Raw genomic sequence first — 15,207 nt, 5'->3', positions numbered from 1 at the left:
GCCACATGAGTAGACAGGTATGACAGATGCTCGATGAGCAGCAGCCTCCGCAGCGCCGCAACCCGGACGACGAACAGGACGCGGGCGGCGCACCGTACGGGGTGTACATGCGGTCCGACCGCGACGTCACCGTCAACGGAGCCGTGGCCGGCCGTGATCTGCGTATGGGTGACAACGCGCACTTCGGCGACCGGCACGAGACCAACGTCACGCACGAGACCAACGTCACGATCGTCAAGAGGGCCCAGGAGTGGGCTTACGCGCACCCGGTGGCCGTAATCGCAGGAATCGTTCTGATATCCGGAGCGACCTGGGGCGGAATCTCGCTGGGCTCCGGCGACGGGTCCGGGGTCGACCTCTCCGTCGTGAACGAGGAGGGGCTGACCGGCGCCGGGCACACCGTCGAGCAGACCCGCGAAGCCGAGCGGCTCGGGGACGCCGCGTCCTGGTGCCACCTGGTGGCGCCGGGGGACGGGGCGTGCGAGAGCACGATGGGCTCGGTGTTCTCGGAGAAGTCAGCGCCCTACCGCGAACGGGTCGACGAGATCGGCCTGGGCGAGCCCGAGAAGACCGCCACCGGCGCCCAGGTGATGCTCAGCTGGAAGGGCAAGGGCCAAGGCACCGTACGGCTCGTCCACACCGGCGGGCGCTGGCAGGTCGACTCCAGCGACTACGCACTGCTGAAGCTCTGCCGGGTCGGCATCTTCCTCTCGCTGGTCGACGCGAGGAGCCAGGAACTGCGCTGCGGCGCCTTCCAGATCCCGACGACATAGTCCGCGTCCTCGCCGGCCCGCGGCCGGCGCCACCTCCGACAGAATGCGACCCCGCTGTGATCAGCCATGCCCAGCACTCCCAGCTCCTCTTCGCCGACATCAAGGAGTTCAGTTCACGCAGTGACCACGCGCAGCTGCGCGCCCGCAGCGATCTCTACGCCGAGATGAAGTCGGCGTTCACCGAAGAACTGTGGGGGGCGTGCCGTCACGAGGACCGAGGGGACGGGGTGCTGGTCGTCATACCCCCCGACCCCGCCCTGCCGCCGGGAACGCTGTTCACCGACGTGCTGCCGCGGCTGGAGAACGGGCTGGGCGGCAGGAGGCGCAGCGACCCGCTGCTCCGGCTGAGGATCGCCGTCCATGAGGGTTCCGTGCACCGCGACCGCCACGGCTTCGCGGGCAACGCGGTGAACCACGTCTTCCGCCTGTGCGACGGGGCGCCGCTGCGCCAGGCACTCGACGAGGCCACGGGCGACACGGCGGTCCTGGTCTCCGAGGCCGTTCACGACGCGGTGGTCCGCGCGGGTCTCCCGGGCGTGGAGCCGGCGACGTTCCACCCCGTCACCTTCCAGGTCAAGGAGACCAGGGCCCGGGCGTATCTGCACGTGCCGGGTGATCCCGCCTGCGCCCTCCGGATCGCCGGGGAGTCCGAGCCCGGCACGCGCGACGGGCGGGACGGCGCCGGCCACGGCGGGGTGTCCGTCAGCGCGGGCCGAAGTGTGTACATGGACGGCGCGGTCGTCGCCGGGGGAGACGCCCACGTGACCATGGAGCCCGAGCAGCGGCGCCGTTGGGACCGGGGCACGCGGTGAGAGGCCGTCGCACGGCATTCGGACCGCTCCGACCGCGGGGCGGGACGGCGACAAGGAGAGGCATGCGAGAGATGACACACCACGTCCTGCGCTTACGACGCGTCGCTGCGGCCCTCGTCGTCGCGGGGCTGTTCACCGCGACGACCGCCGGGTGCTCCACGGGGCCGACGACCCAGGAGGAGGTCTGCGACAAGTACGACTCGCTGGGTAACCGGCTGGGTATCGGTCAGGTGTTCGGCAACCCGGTGTTCTCAGCGGCGGGCGACCTCGCCGACGTGGCCGGCCGGTACGAGGGGCCGGAGGATCTGTCCGCCGACGCGGAACGGCTGGAGTCCATAGCGGACTCCGACTCGACGTCCGAACTGGAACTCAGCGAGGCCACGCGAAACGTCGCCGCCCTCTGCGGCCACCAACTGGGCTCGGGCTCGTTCTCTCTGCCCGAGTGAACCGGACGGCGGCTCCGGCAGCCGCCCGAGCGGTCCGGGTCCACCGCCCCGTTCCGCCCGCCCGCCCTCGGGTGGCGGAACGGGGCGGTCACGACCGGGCGAGGCTGGACGAGGTGGCGCGCCGCGTACGCTTTTTCCGTGCCCGCACCCCGCCTCCACCGTGTCGCCGTCCTGGTGCTCGAGGGCGCGAAGCCGCTCGACGTCGGGATTCCCGCGCAGGTCTTCACGACCCGCGCGAGCATGCCGTACGAGGTGCGGGTGTGCGGGGCGGCGCCCGGCCTGGTGACCGGCGGGGACGGTCTCGCGTACGCCGTGTCGCACGGCCTCGACGCGCTGGCGTGGGCCGACATCGTCTTCGTGCCCGGGTACCGCTTCCCGGACCGTGAGGATCCGCCGCCCGCCGTGGTCGACGCGCTGGTCGCCGCGCACGAGCGGGGCGCGCGGCTCGCCGCGATCTCGACGGGCGCGTTCGCGCTGGCCGCCACCGGCCTGCTGGACGGGCGGCGCGCCACCACGCACTGGCACTACACACGCGCCCTCATGGCCCGGCATCCGCGCGTCCACGTCGACGAGAACGTGCTGTTCGTCGACGAGGGCAGCGTGCTCACCTCGGCGGGCGCCGCCTCCGGAATCGACCTGTGCCTGCACATCCTGCGCGGCGACCTCGGCGTGGCCGCGTCCAACCACGCGGCCCGGCGGCTGGTCGCGGCGCCGTACCGCAGCGGGGGCCAGGCCCAGTACGTGCCGCGCAGCGTGCCCGAGCCGCTGGGCGAGCGGTTCGCGGCGACGCGCGAGTGGGCGCTGCACCGGCTGGGCGAGCCGCTCACCCTGGAGGTGCTGGCGCGGCAGGCGGGGGTGTCGCCGCGGACGTTCTCCCGGCGGTTCGTGGAGGAGACCGGGTACACGCCGATGCAGTGGGTGATGCGGGCCCGCGTCGACCTGGCCCGTGAGCTGCTGGAACGCTCGCAGCGCAGCGTCGAGCAGATCGCCGCCGACACCGGGCTCGGCACCGGGGCGAATCTGCGGCTGCACTTCCAGCGGATCCTCGGCACGACGCCGAGCGAGTACCGGCGGACGTTCACGCGAGGCGAGTGATCCGCGGTTCTCGGCGGCTTGGCAGGATCCTTGTGAACCATGGCGATCCCGCCACTGTCAGCGGCGGCGACGGCGCGCGAGCCTGGGTCGCGAGAGGAAGGGACACCACTCATGACTCGCATCGCCATCAACGGATTCGGCCGCATCGGACGCAACGTGCTCCGTGCCCTGCTGGAGCGGGACACCGCCCTGGAGGTCGTCGCCGTCAACGACCTGACCGAGCCGGCCGCCCTCGCCCGGCTGCTCGCCTTCGACAGCACCTCGGGGCGCCTCGGACGCCCGGTGAGCGTCGACGGCGACACCCTCGTCGTGGACGGCCGCCGGATCAAGGTGCTGGCCGAGCGCGAACCGGCCCAGCTGCCCTGGGCCGAGCTGGACGTCGACCTCGTGCTGGAGGCCACCGGCCGCTTCACCTCGGCGAAGGCCGCCCGCGCCCACCTCGACGCGGGCGCGCGGAAGGTACTGGTCAGCGCGCCCTCGGACGGCGCGGACGTGACGCTGGCGTACGGCGTGAACACCGACGCGTACGACGCCGAGCTGCACACCATCGTCTCCAACGCGTCCTGCACCACCAACGCGCTCGCGCCGCTGGCTGCCGTCCTCGACGACCTGGCCGGCATCGAGCACGGGTTCATGACGACCGTGCACGCCTACACGCAGGAGCAGAACCTCCAGGACGGCCCGCACCGCGACCCGCGCCGCGCCCGCGCCGCCGGCGTCAACATCGTGCCGACCACGACGGGCGCCGCGAAGGCGATCGGCCTGGTGCTGCCGAACCTCGACGGCAAGCTGTCCGGCGACTCGATCCGTGTGCCGGTGCCGGTGGGGTCGATCGTCGAGCTGAACACGACGGTCTCCCGCGACGTGACGCGCGACGAGGTGCTGGCCGCGTACCGCACGGCCGCGGAGGGCCCGCTGGCCGGCGTCCTCGAGTACTCGGAGGACCCGCTGGTCTCCTCGGACATCACCGGCAACCCGGCGTCGTCCATCTTCGACTCGGCCCTCACCCGCGTCGACGGCCGGCACATCAAGGTGGTGGCCTGGTACGACAACGAGTGGGGTTTCTCGAACCGGGTGATCGACACGCTGGAGCTGCTGGCGCGGGGCTGAGCGTAGGTTCACGGCAAGGCGTGGCACCAGGTGCCACGCCTTGCTTACCGTCGTGAGGATGAGCCCTCAGCCGGAAATCACCCAGCGGGATCTGCGGAACCGGTACCGCGAGATCATGGACGCCGTGCAGAGCGGTCAGTCGTTCACCGTCACGCGTGACGGCCACCTGGTCGGCCAGCTGGTGCCGATGCGCGGGCGCCGTCGGTTCGTCTCGCGCCAGGAGTTCGCCGCGATGTCCGAGACCGCCCCCGCGATCGACCTCGACACGTTCCGCGCCGGCCAGGACGCCACGGCGGACACCTACGAGGGGCTGGACGGCCTCCTCACCGTCGTCCCGGTCAGCCGCCCGCGCGTGCCGCACGAACGCTGAGGCGGACGGTACAGCCTGCTGTACCGCGAAGAGGGGTGCTCGCCGGGGCGACCCCGAACCCCCCGCTCCCTAGCGTGGAGACCACGGAACCGACGTCCGAACTCCCGCCAGGAGCAGCCACCATGACGACCACCCACCCCAAGGCCTCCGACAACTCCGCGACCCACACGGCCCTGTGGACCGTCGTGGCCGTGAGCGGCGTGGCCAACCTCGTCGCGTCCGTTGCCCAGGCCCCCCTCGTGGTGAACCTGGCCACCGGCCTCGTCACCCTCGCCGCCCTGACGGCCCTGGGCACCCGCTACCTCCGCGCCCGGCGCACGCGCGTCTGACCTCGGCGGGGCGGAACTTGATCACGATGGCGTGACAAAAGTATTGATGAAAGCATCACGGATCTTCACGTAGCGCTCACTTCTTGCCATGCTGGCGCGGCCCGAGATCAGTACTGATCAGTACGCATCAGTGCATCACTCCGCACCCGCACCTGGAGCGCCGCCATGGCCGACACACAGCCCACCGAGCCCGGTCCGAACGCCGCGGCCCCCCTGTCCGGACTGGCCATGAAGCGCCGCGGCCCCGTCGCCGTGTGGCTGGGTCTGCCGATCATCACGCTCGGCATCTACCAGCTGGTCTGGTACTACAAGATCCACAAGGAGCTGAACGAGCACGACCGCCGTCAGGACCTCAGCCCCGCGGGCAGCACGCTGGTGCTGCTCTTCCTGAGCTGGACCCTGATCGCCCCGCTGATCTCGTTCCACAACACCGGCAAGGCGATCGCGAACGCGCAGCGCGCGGCAGGCCTCCAGGTCACGTGCAGCCCCGCCGCGAGCACCTGGCTGGCCTTCGTCTTCGGCATCAACGTCTGGTACATGCAGCGAGAACTGAACCGCGTGACCGAGGCCTACCCGGGCGCGGCTCCGGGCACGCAGGTCCCCCTGGCGGCCTGACCCACCCCCTCTTCGGTCCACGGCATCCGCCCTCCCGGGTGCCGTGGACCGAGCTGCCTCAGGAGAACCGTGGTCAAGACGTCCCCCGGCGCGTACGAGTGGCGGCACGGCCGTCCAGCAACGGGTGCCCGGACAACGCCCTGAGGGACGCTCTCCCCAACGCCCGTTCTGACGTTCAGGCGCCCCTCAGACCCTCCCACCGGACGTGCGGCGGACGATACGCAGCCCGCACGCGTCCTGCTGCCGGATGTCGCTGTCCGATGCGACATGGAGGGGTACGGCGAACAGCATCCAGCCGAGACCGTAGATCCACCGCCGTGCCAGTGCGGGCAGTTGAGGCCGTCCGCCGTCGGCGCCCCGCACCACCCGCAGGCCGGCGGCCAGCTTTCCCAGGCTTCGCTGCGTAGCCCAGGTCACGAGGACGTGATTGACCAAGGACACGGCGAGGGCACCGCCCAGACCGGCCACCCAAGGTGTGGGCCAGCCCGGGGACCTGCTTGCCGCGACTCCGATCGCGAGACCGGCCAGCAGGCCGGTCACCCCGTCGACCAGCACGGCGCACAGACGACGCCCCTCGGACGCTGCGGCTTCCGGAGGAGCTGTGCGTGCGGGACCCTCGATCATGCGGTTCAGCCTATGTGCCGCTACGCCCCGAACTTCTTCCACCGTCCTTCGGAGATCACCTCGACCGTGCCGTCGACGACCTTGACGGCCGTCTGCTCGTCGATGGCGTAGGACGGGACGCCGAGGTCCGCGGCCCAGCGCTCCGCGTCGGCCATGGTGTTCTCCGGGAACGCGTCCAGGTGCGGGAAGATCGAGAAGTCGACGACTCCCAGGGTGCGGTCGTCCGGGGCGGACGGCCACTCGACGAAGTACCTGCCGATGCGAGGTGTCATCACCATGCTTCCGGCGCTCACTCCCACCCAGACCGTGTCCGGCAGCGACGGCAGCAGGTCCGCCAGCCCGGACTCCCGCATCCAATGGCACAGGTAGGTCGCGTCGCCGCCGCCGACCAGGAGGACGTCGGCGTCCCGGACCCAGGGGACCCACCGCTCCGTGCCGATGGTCGGCAGGGCGGTGAGTTCCAGGACGCCGAGCGACCCCCAGCCCAGACCGGTCAGGTGCTGCCACCGTGGCTCGGCAGCCACGAAGCCCCGTACCGATGCCGGACCGCACATCGGGTGACCCCACTGTGCCGTCGGGATGCAGAGGGCGTGGCACTCGTCGATCGGCTTGCCGAGGAGCTGCACGAGTGCCGACCGGATGCTCGGGTTCGTGACGCCGCCCGACGTGAGCAAGAGCTTCAAGGTGCCTCCAGGTGCGCGCGGAAGATGGACGCACCTGAGGACTCCGGAACGTGCCGGAACTCATCGCGGTCCCGGAAGAGCGTGGCTGCCGCTTCTGCCGCTTCATATAGGGGCGATGGCAGGATCACCGTGCAGGCGTGCCGTATCGAGGAGGGGCCGAGGTGCCGTCCACCGAGCTCAAGCACTCGTTCGAGATCGCCGCGCCGCCGGAGGAGGTCTTCGCGCACCTGGCCGAACCGTCGCACTACGTCGGCCTGTCGCCGCTCGTCGTCGCCGTCCGCGACGTGCGGCGTGACGGCGGCACCGTGCACTACACGGCCGTGGAGCGTTTCCGCTTCCTGGGCGTCGTGCGGCACGACAACCTCATCGACGTCACGCTGGCCGCCGCCTCTGACGGCCTCCCGTACTCCGCCGAGGTTTCCGGCGAGGTCCGTAGCCCCGGCGGGGTCCGCATGAGCTACCGCTTCGTCATCGACCGCGACGGGGCCGGCAGCGTCGTCACCGACACCCTCCGCCTGCGGACACCCCTGGGCCTGCTGCGCTTCGCCGCTTCCCAGGCGCGAAAGGTCCAGCGATCCCGGGCGCGTGTCCTGACGAACCGCCTGACCCGCCCCGCCTGACGGCCCAGCGGCAACGGACTACAGCGAAAAGCCCCCTCCTGGCGGAGAACCCGCAGGCAGGGGGCTTACGCGTAGGCCCTTACGACCCTTACTTCTTCTTGCCCTGGGTCTTGCCGGGGATCTTGGTGACCTGCGTTTTCGCTGCTCAGGGGCGGTGGGCTTGTGCGCCTGGTGGTCGTTGATGGTCGTCATTGGTCGCTGCCGAGCAGCCTCGGACGGCCCAGAGACGGCCCAGACAAAGACCCGTCGGCCAGGACTACGAGCTGATTGGCAGCTCCCGCGCTCGCTGGCGTGCTTGGGCCCGTAGCTCCTTCAGGCGGGTGTGGAACGCGTTGTGACGGTTCTGGTCGAGGTTCAGTGGTAGGTCGAGCTGAGAGATGAGCTGCGACTCCAGGTCCCACGGTTCGCTCCGCTCGATCCAGCAGACTCGCGCGTTGTCCGCCATCCACTGGCTCAGGGTGGCTTCGCCGGCCTTGCCGAAGGTCATCCGCTTGCCGCTGCCCACGCGGCGCAGCTCCATTCCGAGCAGACATCCGAGGGTGAGGCGCAGAGTCGAGCCGGCCGCGTTGCCCCGGTAGTGGTAGCGCACTCGCTTGCGCAGGAAGTGATTCAAGCCTTACCTACCTGATAAGTCGAGGATGACCAACGCTGCCACCAGCTCAGAAGACGTCGCTGGCTGTCAGCGTTGGTCTTCCTCGGGTGGCGTCGGACGGCCCACAGACGGCCTCGGGCGCATGGCTCTCCGACCCCACGTACTCGACCGCGCGTGGTACCCAGTCCAGCGGGGGCCGGAGCGTTATGCGCTCCTACGGAACTCAATCCTTGGACGATGGAATTGAGTGTCGGTGAGGGCTATTGCTTGGCCAAACGAGTACCTCATGCCCGTCAGGGTCCAGTACTCTCAAAGATCCGGGAATGTCTCGCGGCCCGGGCGCGATCACCGGAATCCCATGCTTCTCGACCATGGCAGAAATGTAGTCAGGATGCGACGTCGCTACCGTGATCTGCAGGGCGTGTCCATGACTTTGCGTGGAGTCTTCAGTCTTGGGAAGTACAGCGATCCAAGGACTGATGTAGAAAAGTCGATTGGTTCCACCAACGTCGATTCCTAGCACCTCGCTATAGAACCAACGAGACCGCGCTAGGTTTGAGACATAGATAGCTACACGAGTTACTTCCGAACTTCGATTCCTTGGGGATTCTTCCTTTTTTGGCTTGGCCGTTGAACTGTCTTCTGGCATCTGCGCCACCCGAGCTTTCGGCGCAGAGGACCCCTTTCTATTGCGTACCACGTTATCGATGACGAGCGACTGGCCGTCAGTCGTGACGACCCGATACCTTGTTACCTGAACGGCTTCGGTATCGCGAACGTGCTCTCTCTTGATCGATTGAATCGGCCGTCCATCGAAAAGAGTAGGTACGTCTTGTGTGGAAACCAGGGACTGCATCCAGGTTGTGGGACTTACTCTTCTGGCTTGGTCGTCTACGGATAGTTCAGTATGGTCTGCAATCAGCGAGCGCGAGAGCTGCTCGATGTATGGCCTGTCTTGCAGTGTTCGAGACAGTGCTGCTAGCCACTCAGAGCCGTGCAGAGCACCCAGGAGCGCTCCGGTCATCGATGCGAGGGTGTCCGTGTCTGCGTGTGCAAGAAAGGCCGAACGCAAAAGCCCCATCGAAGGACGCACGGAGAAGCGAGACGCCAGATAAATGGCGGCAGCTGCCGTGATTGTGCCAGAGCCGTTCCGCTTTGGATCGAAGCACCCGAGTTCTCGCAGCGTTCGCTCATCGTCGGCTAGGGCGGCGCGCTCCAGGGATTGCTTGGCAACATGAAGAAGGTCATGCATCTCTTGAACAGTGTTCCTCCAAGAGATCAAAAATCCGGTGTTGGAACTTTCCTCGAAAGCCTCCAGCCACTCGATCGGAAACGAGCTGGCGGCATGATCTGCATTCGCCCAGATAGGCTCACTTGTTATGGCATCAAGCAGGTCGCCATATTCCATGGCGCCTTCGTGTAGCAAAGTGTGGCGAACGGCAAGAGCGTAGACCACTCCGCCGAGCAGAGCGCGCGGATGTCCGTGTGTGAGGATGCCATCCATCAAAACCCGAGTGACCAGTTGTTTAGAGGACTGGTCATCAAGCGTTGCCAGCGCATGTGGCGCGATCCGCATAGCCACTCCATTAGCGCCGGCGGCGAAGTAAGCGCGGACCTTCTTCTCCGGTCCGTGCCATGGTGGCGTCGCGCTCTGCCATGAACGGCATGCCGTCAGTACCGCCCTACCGCCGCCCCTTTGATACAAAGGCCAGGCGGGTAGCTCAACGTCGGTCAGCCAGGACCACCATGCCCCCCCGTGCAAGCAGGCCCGTGCGGTAGCGAGCAAGAGCTGAGTGTCGTCGCTGTACTCGCCGGCCGCCACTGCATCTTCGTACTTCGCATACAGGGCACCGCTCCAACGATTCCATGCCCGAAAGGCCATGGTTGGTGGCGTCTCGCGGGCCTTTCGGCCTCCAACGATGCCGCTGCGCTGCTCCTGAGGCCACCCGAGGGCGTCACCTGCCGCAGCCCCGACCAACAGCCCGCGGCTGCGGTCTAGGAGGTCAGCCGACCTTGCAAGGCTCATGTGTTGCTCCATCAGGCTGGTGGTGTCCATGGCGTCTCGTGGATGGGATGGCCATAGCGGACACTCGTGCTGAGGCTGTTCCTATCAAACAGGACTGACGCTACGGTCCACTGGAAGCGGTTCGGGTCGAGGTTGAGGAGCTTCAACCGCTCCCACTCGTTGGCCGCCGCATCCGCACTCGGTACAACAATGGTCTTGACGTGACTGATGTCGATCGGCCCGGGGACTAGTACCTCTGCCTGCAGGTTCGTGGCAGCCCCTGTCGCGTGGCGTGGACCTCGTCTGTAACCATCGCTGACCGCAGCGAAGCATGCCGCAAGGGCGGATGCCCCTGGTTGTAGGTAGGCACCCGACTGCTTGGCAGCGTTGCACGGCGCAAACAATGCACCCGGCCTGAGGGCGAGTTCAACGTCCAAGAAGATGCAGACCCAGTCAGGATAATTCTGAAAATCCGACTTATTGCGCGCCTTATCCAAGTAGTATCCATTAGGATACTGGAAAGTGCAGCACACTTTGTCGGGGTTTCTGTCGAATCTGTGGCGATCCGTCGGATCATAGTGGTCCGGTGCCGCCTCGGCGAGGTCTGCACTGCTTCGGATGGCGCCGTCCTGCAAGATGTGGAAGAGGTTCCGTGCCGGGGTGAAATGCGCAAGCCGCGTGGCTCCGCTCTGAGCGAGAGCGTCACGGAGTTCCATCGCCGCATCGTTGATCATGGATTCACCTGAACAAAAAGGTTAGGGTCGCTAGGGAGAAGCGCGGTCTTCTCGCCGCTATAAGTGATCAGCAGGTCAGACTTTGCTCGGGTGATCGCGACGTAAAGGAGCTTAGACTCCCTCTCGGCGGCGTCGCCTGCTCCGAAGGCTTTAACCACGTCGGGCAGGGGCATCTTGTTGGCTCCGCAAAACGGCATGAGTACCGCGTCGAACTCCAGTCCCTTCGCGGAGTGATACGTAGTGCAATAAATGCCGGGAGCGTCCGTCCAGAAGTGCTTATCCTCTTTGATTTGCTTCACCTGGAGGCCGCGACAAGCCCGGTTAACGTCCGCCCATGTGCGTGCGACAATAGCAACGGTGCCGACTGACCCGAGGCGCTTTGCGGCATCTTGGATTATGGCGATTTCCTGCGCTTCGTCTGTGCATTCTACGAGAGTTGGTTTGGGGCCGATAGACCTCGGTGCTACAGGTGCTACAAGGTCATCAACCTTGCCGAAGAACGGCATGGAACTCAGCGCGATGGCCACTTCAGCGATGGCGGTCGAGTTCCGGTAATTATCCTTGAACTGTTCGATGTGTCGTACTTGCAAGCCACAGGCTCTCCAAGACATGGCTTGTCCGTAAATCTGCTGAGCGTAGTCGCCAAAGAAGGTGATTGATCCGTCTGGATCCACAGCATCAACCAGTGAACGGATTTCCTCCGGGGCAAGGTCTTGCCCCTCATCAATGATGACGTGTCGGTACAAGCGGGGTCTGCTGTCAGTAGCGAGGTGGTCCCGAACCGCCATGCCGATGTCTGTCCAGTCGTACTGATGGCCCGCTGCGGTTCGCAGATCGCGATACTCCTCCAGGATCTTCCATACGATCTCACGAAAAGGTGAGGTGAGTGGCGTTTTCCGGCCCAGTCGCTCGGCAGCGAGGTAATCTTCTCGCGATCGGATTCCCATGCCCGTGATCCAGGCGAGCTCATCCTGGAACCAGTCAGTGTCACGCGAGAAGAATTGATGAGGCCGGTAGCCCGTTGAAACTCTGTTGACTGCTGAAGTGATAAGGGCGCGTCGACGCCACGCGCCAGCAATGTCATTCCACGTTTTCATATGCCCAAGGCTGGCCAGATAGCCGCGGGAGAAACGCCCGTAGGTGCGGATGTCGATCTCAGAGGAGGCGCCTTCTGCCAAGTGCGATAGATACGACGCCAATGAGTTGTTGTACGTAACTACCAGTGTCCTGCCAGATCCGCTGACCTGCGGGTTGGATAGGTATAGGGCACGTACGATCGCCATCAACGTTTTGCCAGTACCAGCTGTCCCCAGGACGACCTGATGGCCCGTACTTGGCAGGTATGCGACGTGAGGCTGACGCCCGACCAGGGTCGGCAATCCCATGATTTCTCCCGTAGATCCATGCGGGTGTGCACGCACTGCAAAATCTGGTTGCGGTACCCGGCTCGAATCCAACCTGGGGCTTACCTTCTGTGTATAGCCCGCGAGCCGAATGTGACTTGATCATGCCGCGCTGAGCCGCTCCATGGGCGGGGTTCAACTACGACGACGGACGGAGGCGCCCTCAACTGTGACGTCGGTCGTACCTGGGGTCCTGCGACCTCCCCCAAGACGCTCGCTGAGCGTGAGTCCCGTAACAGACGTGAGGTCGCCAGCAGTCGGTCGGTGCGTCAGCGGAAGCTCTCCAAGGCGAAGGTGCGTATCGACTGTTCTATGGGGGTGGCACCGAACTCCTCCTCAGTTGGCTCGCCTTGATGCGGCATTTACAGCGCCGGCAGGGCTGCTGGCGCTGGACGAGGATGACTTCGCACCGCAGCAACTTGACTCCCTTGTCGTTCACGCCCTCGGCGGCCGCACCTGCGCTGGAGCTGCCAAGGCTGCCTTCACATCGAAGGCAGCCTTACGGCAATCAGGTTACGGGACATAGCTGACGGATAGTCATACTTGCGCGAGACACTGCGTGCCGCTGGCGGCGGCCGGTTCGTCAGCCCCACAAGCAACGCTGCTGATTACGGCGGCGTCACCCCGTGCCACAGTTGATCGGTTCATGCAGGTAGGCGCTGTTTTGGTGTGAGGGATGTCTCGCTGTGCCAAGTGAACTGGTGTGTCCGCCCGGACGCTTGCAGATGCTGCCCGTCCCTCCGCTGTTGCTTGCACGCCGTTGGGTTCGGTAGATACCCACTCCCAGGTGTGAAGACCGCTGGGCGGAGGCTGAAGAAGAGCCTTTCTTTCGCGGGTCGTTGGGAGCAGCAGGCTCTGTGGTCTCCCTAACCCACCACGTTCCTCAGCTCCCATCCCGTCCGCCGTCGACCCACACACCGTGGAGCGGGCGTGGTTCAGGGGCGTCAAGGTGGAGCGCGCCACTGTACGAACGACCTTGACGCCCCTGGGCCGCGTCTGCTCGGCTCTGCCTGGGTCGACGGTGGACGGGATGGGAGCTCCCCACGCACGCCGCTACGGACCCGCGGTCGGCGACGGCGCTCTCTCCATCCCGGTGCCGGCCGATCCCCCGCCGGAGGCATTTCCCTTGACGGTCACTGCGCTATGCGGGCTCTACTCTCGGGCCGTTGCTTTGCTGCGGCCCCATGGGCCGGCCCCGGCGCCGAAGGCGCGGAGGGGCCGAGCCCAAGGGGCCAGCCCGCGCCTCGCGCGGGCCCTTGAACCAGTAGAGAAAGTTGTAACTCAGTCTGCGCGGTGGGGCTTTGTGCAACTGACGATCACCGATTACGCCTGGGTCGTGGTCTTCTGCTTGAGGCGTTCGTAGGGGGTCTGGCCGCCGAGGCCGCCGTGGGGGCGATGGTAGTTGTAGTAGTCCTCCCACTCGCGCAGCTTGTCGTTGAAGACCTCGGCGTCGTCGATGATGACGCCGTCGAGGGGCCGGTAGAACTCCTCGGCGTCGATACGGTGAGAGCGCTCAACTTTGCCGTTCAACCGTGGGGTGCGGGGCTTGATGTAGGTGTGGGCGATGCCCTTGTCCAGCACGTGCCAGTGGAAGGCGGACTGGAACTCCGCGCCGTTGTCCGTCTGGATGACCTCGACCTGGAACGGCAGGCGCTGGATGACGTAGTCCAGGAACTGGATCGCGGTCGCCTGGTTCAAGGTCGGATAGATCCGTAGGACGCGAAGCCGGGTGCAGTCGTCGATGGCAGTGAACTGGAAGTACTTGTTGCGTCCGCCGCGGCGGCCCTGGGGCATCGAGGCGAGGGGCTCGATGAACTTCACGTCGATCTGCACGCGGTGGCCGGGCAGCTGCTTCTCGTACCGCTTCCATCTGCGGTCGTGGCGCTTGTAGCGCTGCGAGGCCGGCAGGCGGCCCATGTCCAGGCGGTTGAGTATCCGCCAGACGCCGGACTTGCTGATGGTGACGTCGTGGTACCGCTTGAGGTACATCGCGATCTTCTCGGGCCCGAAGTGGTAGTTCTGCCTCAGATAGATGATCTTCCCGACTACCTCGACGTGTGTCGCATTGGGGCTGTGTTTGGGTGCCTTGGAACGGGTGCGCAGGCCGTCGACGCCCTCGGCCTGGTAGCGGCGGTACCAGGTGTAGTACGCCCGCGAGATGCCGAAGTAGCGGCAGGACATCGCAACGTTCCCGCTGACCTCTTCGACGTGGCGTATGACGGCCAGGCGCCGCTTGGCCTCACGGTCAAGCGGCGGGATGGTGGGGGTGGACTTCGACATGTGGATCTCCGTAGTGATCGGAGACCCAGGTGTCAACGATGATCGGCAGTTTTAGACTGCGCGGTGGGGCTTAAAAAGCTTCGTGCGCATGAGGGGAGTTCGGCGTCCTGCCGGTGTGCGAGGGGCAGGAAGATCACTGGTCGGATCGTCCAGGTGATGCGGACGTCGGCATGGGTGATGGTCACCGTGCAGGGCTCGGAGCGCATCAGGGCTCTGCGGGTCTCGGCGCGCTCTTCGTACAGCCACGTCCACGCTTCCTCCGACGCGTCGGAGTCGAGCGCCGGTGAGATGGTGCGGAGAGCGATGGCGACCCATCGGTCTGCCTGGGGTGCCGAGTACGCGTCGAACGATGCCAGGCGCACCGACCCTCCTGCGCTGGTGACTTCCTCGGTCCAGCATTCGCACCAGTAGCCGCGGGTGGGCCCGTTCATGAGGTCGCTCCCGCCGGGTAGGCCAACAGCACGTAGCGGGTGCTCTCGTCGTAGAGGGTGAGTTGGTACCCCGTGCCACCGGTCAGGTAGGCGAGGGCCCGTTCGTGTTCGGCCTCGTCCGTCAGCCAGTGCAGGCCCGGCTGTGCGTATGCGGCGTCGAGCTGGTCGGTGAGGTGCTGCATGCGCTCGCGTAACCAGCGCAGTGCCAGGCGTGGGCTCGTGGCGTCGTGTGATCCCAGGGGGATGGAACGGACCTCGTTCAACGGGTAGGCGGCGGCCCGGCAT

At 66.3% G+C, this 15,207-nt stretch carries 18 protein-coding genes; 9 read left to right on the top strand and 9 right to left on the bottom strand.

What is annotated here, in order from left to right:
• Window positions 1–26 precede the first annotated feature (26 nt).
• The 8 genes from AY578_RS14900 (at window position 27) to AY578_RS14865 (ending at window position 5,550) form a co-directional block, all read left to right on the top strand.
• Entirely contained in the window at window positions 27–773 is a 747-nt protein-coding gene (locus AY578_RS14900; protein WP_161230916.1) for a hypothetical protein, read from the top strand.
• 56 nt (window positions 774–829) lie between these two features.
• Window positions 830–1,585 (top strand): nucleotidyl cyclase domain-containing protein, encoded by a 756-nt coding sequence (locus AY578_RS14895; RefSeq protein ID WP_258902637.1) that lies wholly within the window; start codon window positions 830–832, stop codon window positions 1,583–1,585.
• A gap of 62 nt (window positions 1,586–1,647) precedes the next feature.
• The gene (locus AY578_RS14890; RefSeq protein WP_234008108.1) at window positions 1,648–2,031 is read left to right on the top strand and encodes a molybdenum ABC transporter substrate-binding protein; all 384 of its coding nucleotides are present in this window, start codon (window positions 1,648–1,650) and stop codon (window positions 2,029–2,031) included.
• Between the two features lie 138 nt (window positions 2,032–2,169).
• Entirely contained in the window at window positions 2,170–3,126 is a 957-nt protein-coding gene (locus tag AY578_RS14885; RefSeq protein WP_258902636.1) for a GlxA family transcriptional regulator, read from the top strand.
• A gap of 111 nt (window positions 3,127–3,237) precedes the next feature.
• Window positions 3,238–4,236 carry a type I glyceraldehyde-3-phosphate dehydrogenase gene (gap, locus tag AY578_RS14880; protein ID WP_137210874.1) on the top strand — a complete coding sequence of 333 codons (999 nt, stop codon included), beginning with the start codon at window positions 3,238–3,240 and terminating at the stop codon, window positions 4,234–4,236.
• A 58-nt stretch (window positions 4,237–4,294) separates the two neighbouring features.
• The gene (locus AY578_RS14875) at window positions 4,295–4,606 is read left to right on the top strand and encodes a type II toxin-antitoxin system Phd/YefM family antitoxin (RefSeq protein WP_258902635.1); all 312 of its coding nucleotides are present in this window, start codon (window positions 4,295–4,297) and stop codon (window positions 4,604–4,606) included.
• Between the two features lie 122 nt (window positions 4,607–4,728).
• Window positions 4,729–4,935, top strand: coding sequence for a hypothetical protein (locus AY578_RS14870; protein ID WP_258902634.1), 207 nt, complete (start codon window positions 4,729–4,731; stop codon window positions 4,933–4,935).
• Window positions 4,936–5,100: 165 nt separating this feature from the next.
• Window positions 5,101–5,550: a DUF4234 domain-containing protein gene (locus AY578_RS14865; RefSeq protein WP_258902632.1), complete on the top strand. Its 450-nt coding sequence runs from the start codon at window positions 5,101–5,103 to the stop codon at window positions 5,548–5,550.
• A 186-nt stretch (window positions 5,551–5,736) separates the two neighbouring features.
• Here AY578_RS14865 and AY578_RS14860 read toward each other — a convergent pair whose 3' ends face one another.
• A complete protein-coding gene (locus tag AY578_RS14860) occupies window positions 5,737–6,174 on the bottom strand; it encodes an RDD family protein (RefSeq protein WP_258902631.1) in 438 nt (145 codons plus the stop codon).
• Between the two features lie 20 nt (window positions 6,175–6,194).
• Window positions 6,195–6,857 carry a Type 1 glutamine amidotransferase-like domain-containing protein gene (locus AY578_RS14855; protein ID WP_258902629.1) on the bottom strand — a complete coding sequence of 221 codons (663 nt, stop codon included), beginning with the start codon at window positions 6,855–6,857 and terminating at the stop codon, window positions 6,195–6,197.
• 161 nt (window positions 6,858–7,018) lie between these two features.
• Here AY578_RS14855 and AY578_RS14850 point away from each other — a divergent pair, with 161 nt between their 5' ends.
• Window positions 7,019–7,477, top strand: coding sequence for an SRPBCC family protein (locus tag AY578_RS14850; protein WP_161230928.1), 459 nt, complete (start codon window positions 7,019–7,021; stop codon window positions 7,475–7,477).
• A 256-nt stretch (window positions 7,478–7,733) separates the two neighbouring features.
• Here AY578_RS14850 and AY578_RS14845 read toward each other — a convergent pair whose 3' ends face one another.
• From AY578_RS14845 to AY578_RS14815, 7 genes are all read right to left on the bottom strand, one after another.
• A complete protein-coding gene (locus tag AY578_RS14845; protein WP_258902627.1) occupies window positions 7,734–8,090 on the bottom strand; it encodes a GIY-YIG nuclease family protein in 357 nt (118 codons plus the stop codon).
• Window positions 8,091–8,292: 202 nt separating this feature from the next.
• Entirely contained in the window at window positions 8,293–10,125 is a 1,833-nt protein-coding gene (locus tag AY578_RS14840; protein WP_258902625.1) for an ADP-ribosylglycohydrolase family protein, read from the bottom strand.
• Complete coding sequence (locus AY578_RS14835) at window positions 10,107–10,808, bottom strand: DarT ssDNA thymidine ADP-ribosyltransferase family protein (protein WP_258902623.1); 702 nt, start codon at window positions 10,806–10,808, stop codon at window positions 10,107–10,109. Before AY578_RS14835 ends, AY578_RS14840 begins: the two co-directional genes overlap by 19 nt.
• Window positions 10,805–12,193: a 3'-5' exonuclease gene (locus AY578_RS14830; RefSeq protein ID WP_258902622.1), complete on the bottom strand. Its 1,389-nt coding sequence runs from the start codon at window positions 12,191–12,193 to the stop codon at window positions 10,805–10,807. Before AY578_RS14830 ends, AY578_RS14835 begins: the two co-directional genes overlap by 4 nt.
• Window positions 12,194–13,534: 1,341 nt before the next feature.
• Window positions 13,535–14,491 (bottom strand): IS481 family transposase, encoded by a 957-nt coding sequence (locus AY578_RS14825; RefSeq protein ID WP_258902621.1) that lies wholly within the window; start codon window positions 14,489–14,491, stop codon window positions 13,535–13,537.
• Window positions 14,492–14,523: 32 nt separating this feature from the next.
• Complete coding sequence (locus AY578_RS14820; protein WP_258902620.1) at window positions 14,524–14,922, bottom strand: hypothetical protein; 399 nt, start codon at window positions 14,920–14,922, stop codon at window positions 14,524–14,526.
• Window positions 14,919–15,104: a hypothetical protein gene (locus tag AY578_RS14815; RefSeq protein WP_258902619.1), complete on the bottom strand. Its 186-nt coding sequence runs from the start codon at window positions 15,102–15,104 to the stop codon at window positions 14,919–14,921. Before AY578_RS14815 ends, AY578_RS14820 begins: the two co-directional genes overlap by 4 nt.
• Window positions 15,105–15,207: the final 103 nt, after the last annotated feature.

The sequence above is a fragment of the Streptomyces thermocarboxydus genome, from assembly GCF_024760485.1.
In the GTDB taxonomy this organism is placed as follows: Bacteria; Actinomycetota; Actinomycetes; order Streptomycetales; family Streptomycetaceae; genus Streptomyces; species Streptomyces cellulosae.
Note: the sequence above shows the minus strand (reverse complement) of the source record. Positions and strands in the feature narration are given on the sequence as shown.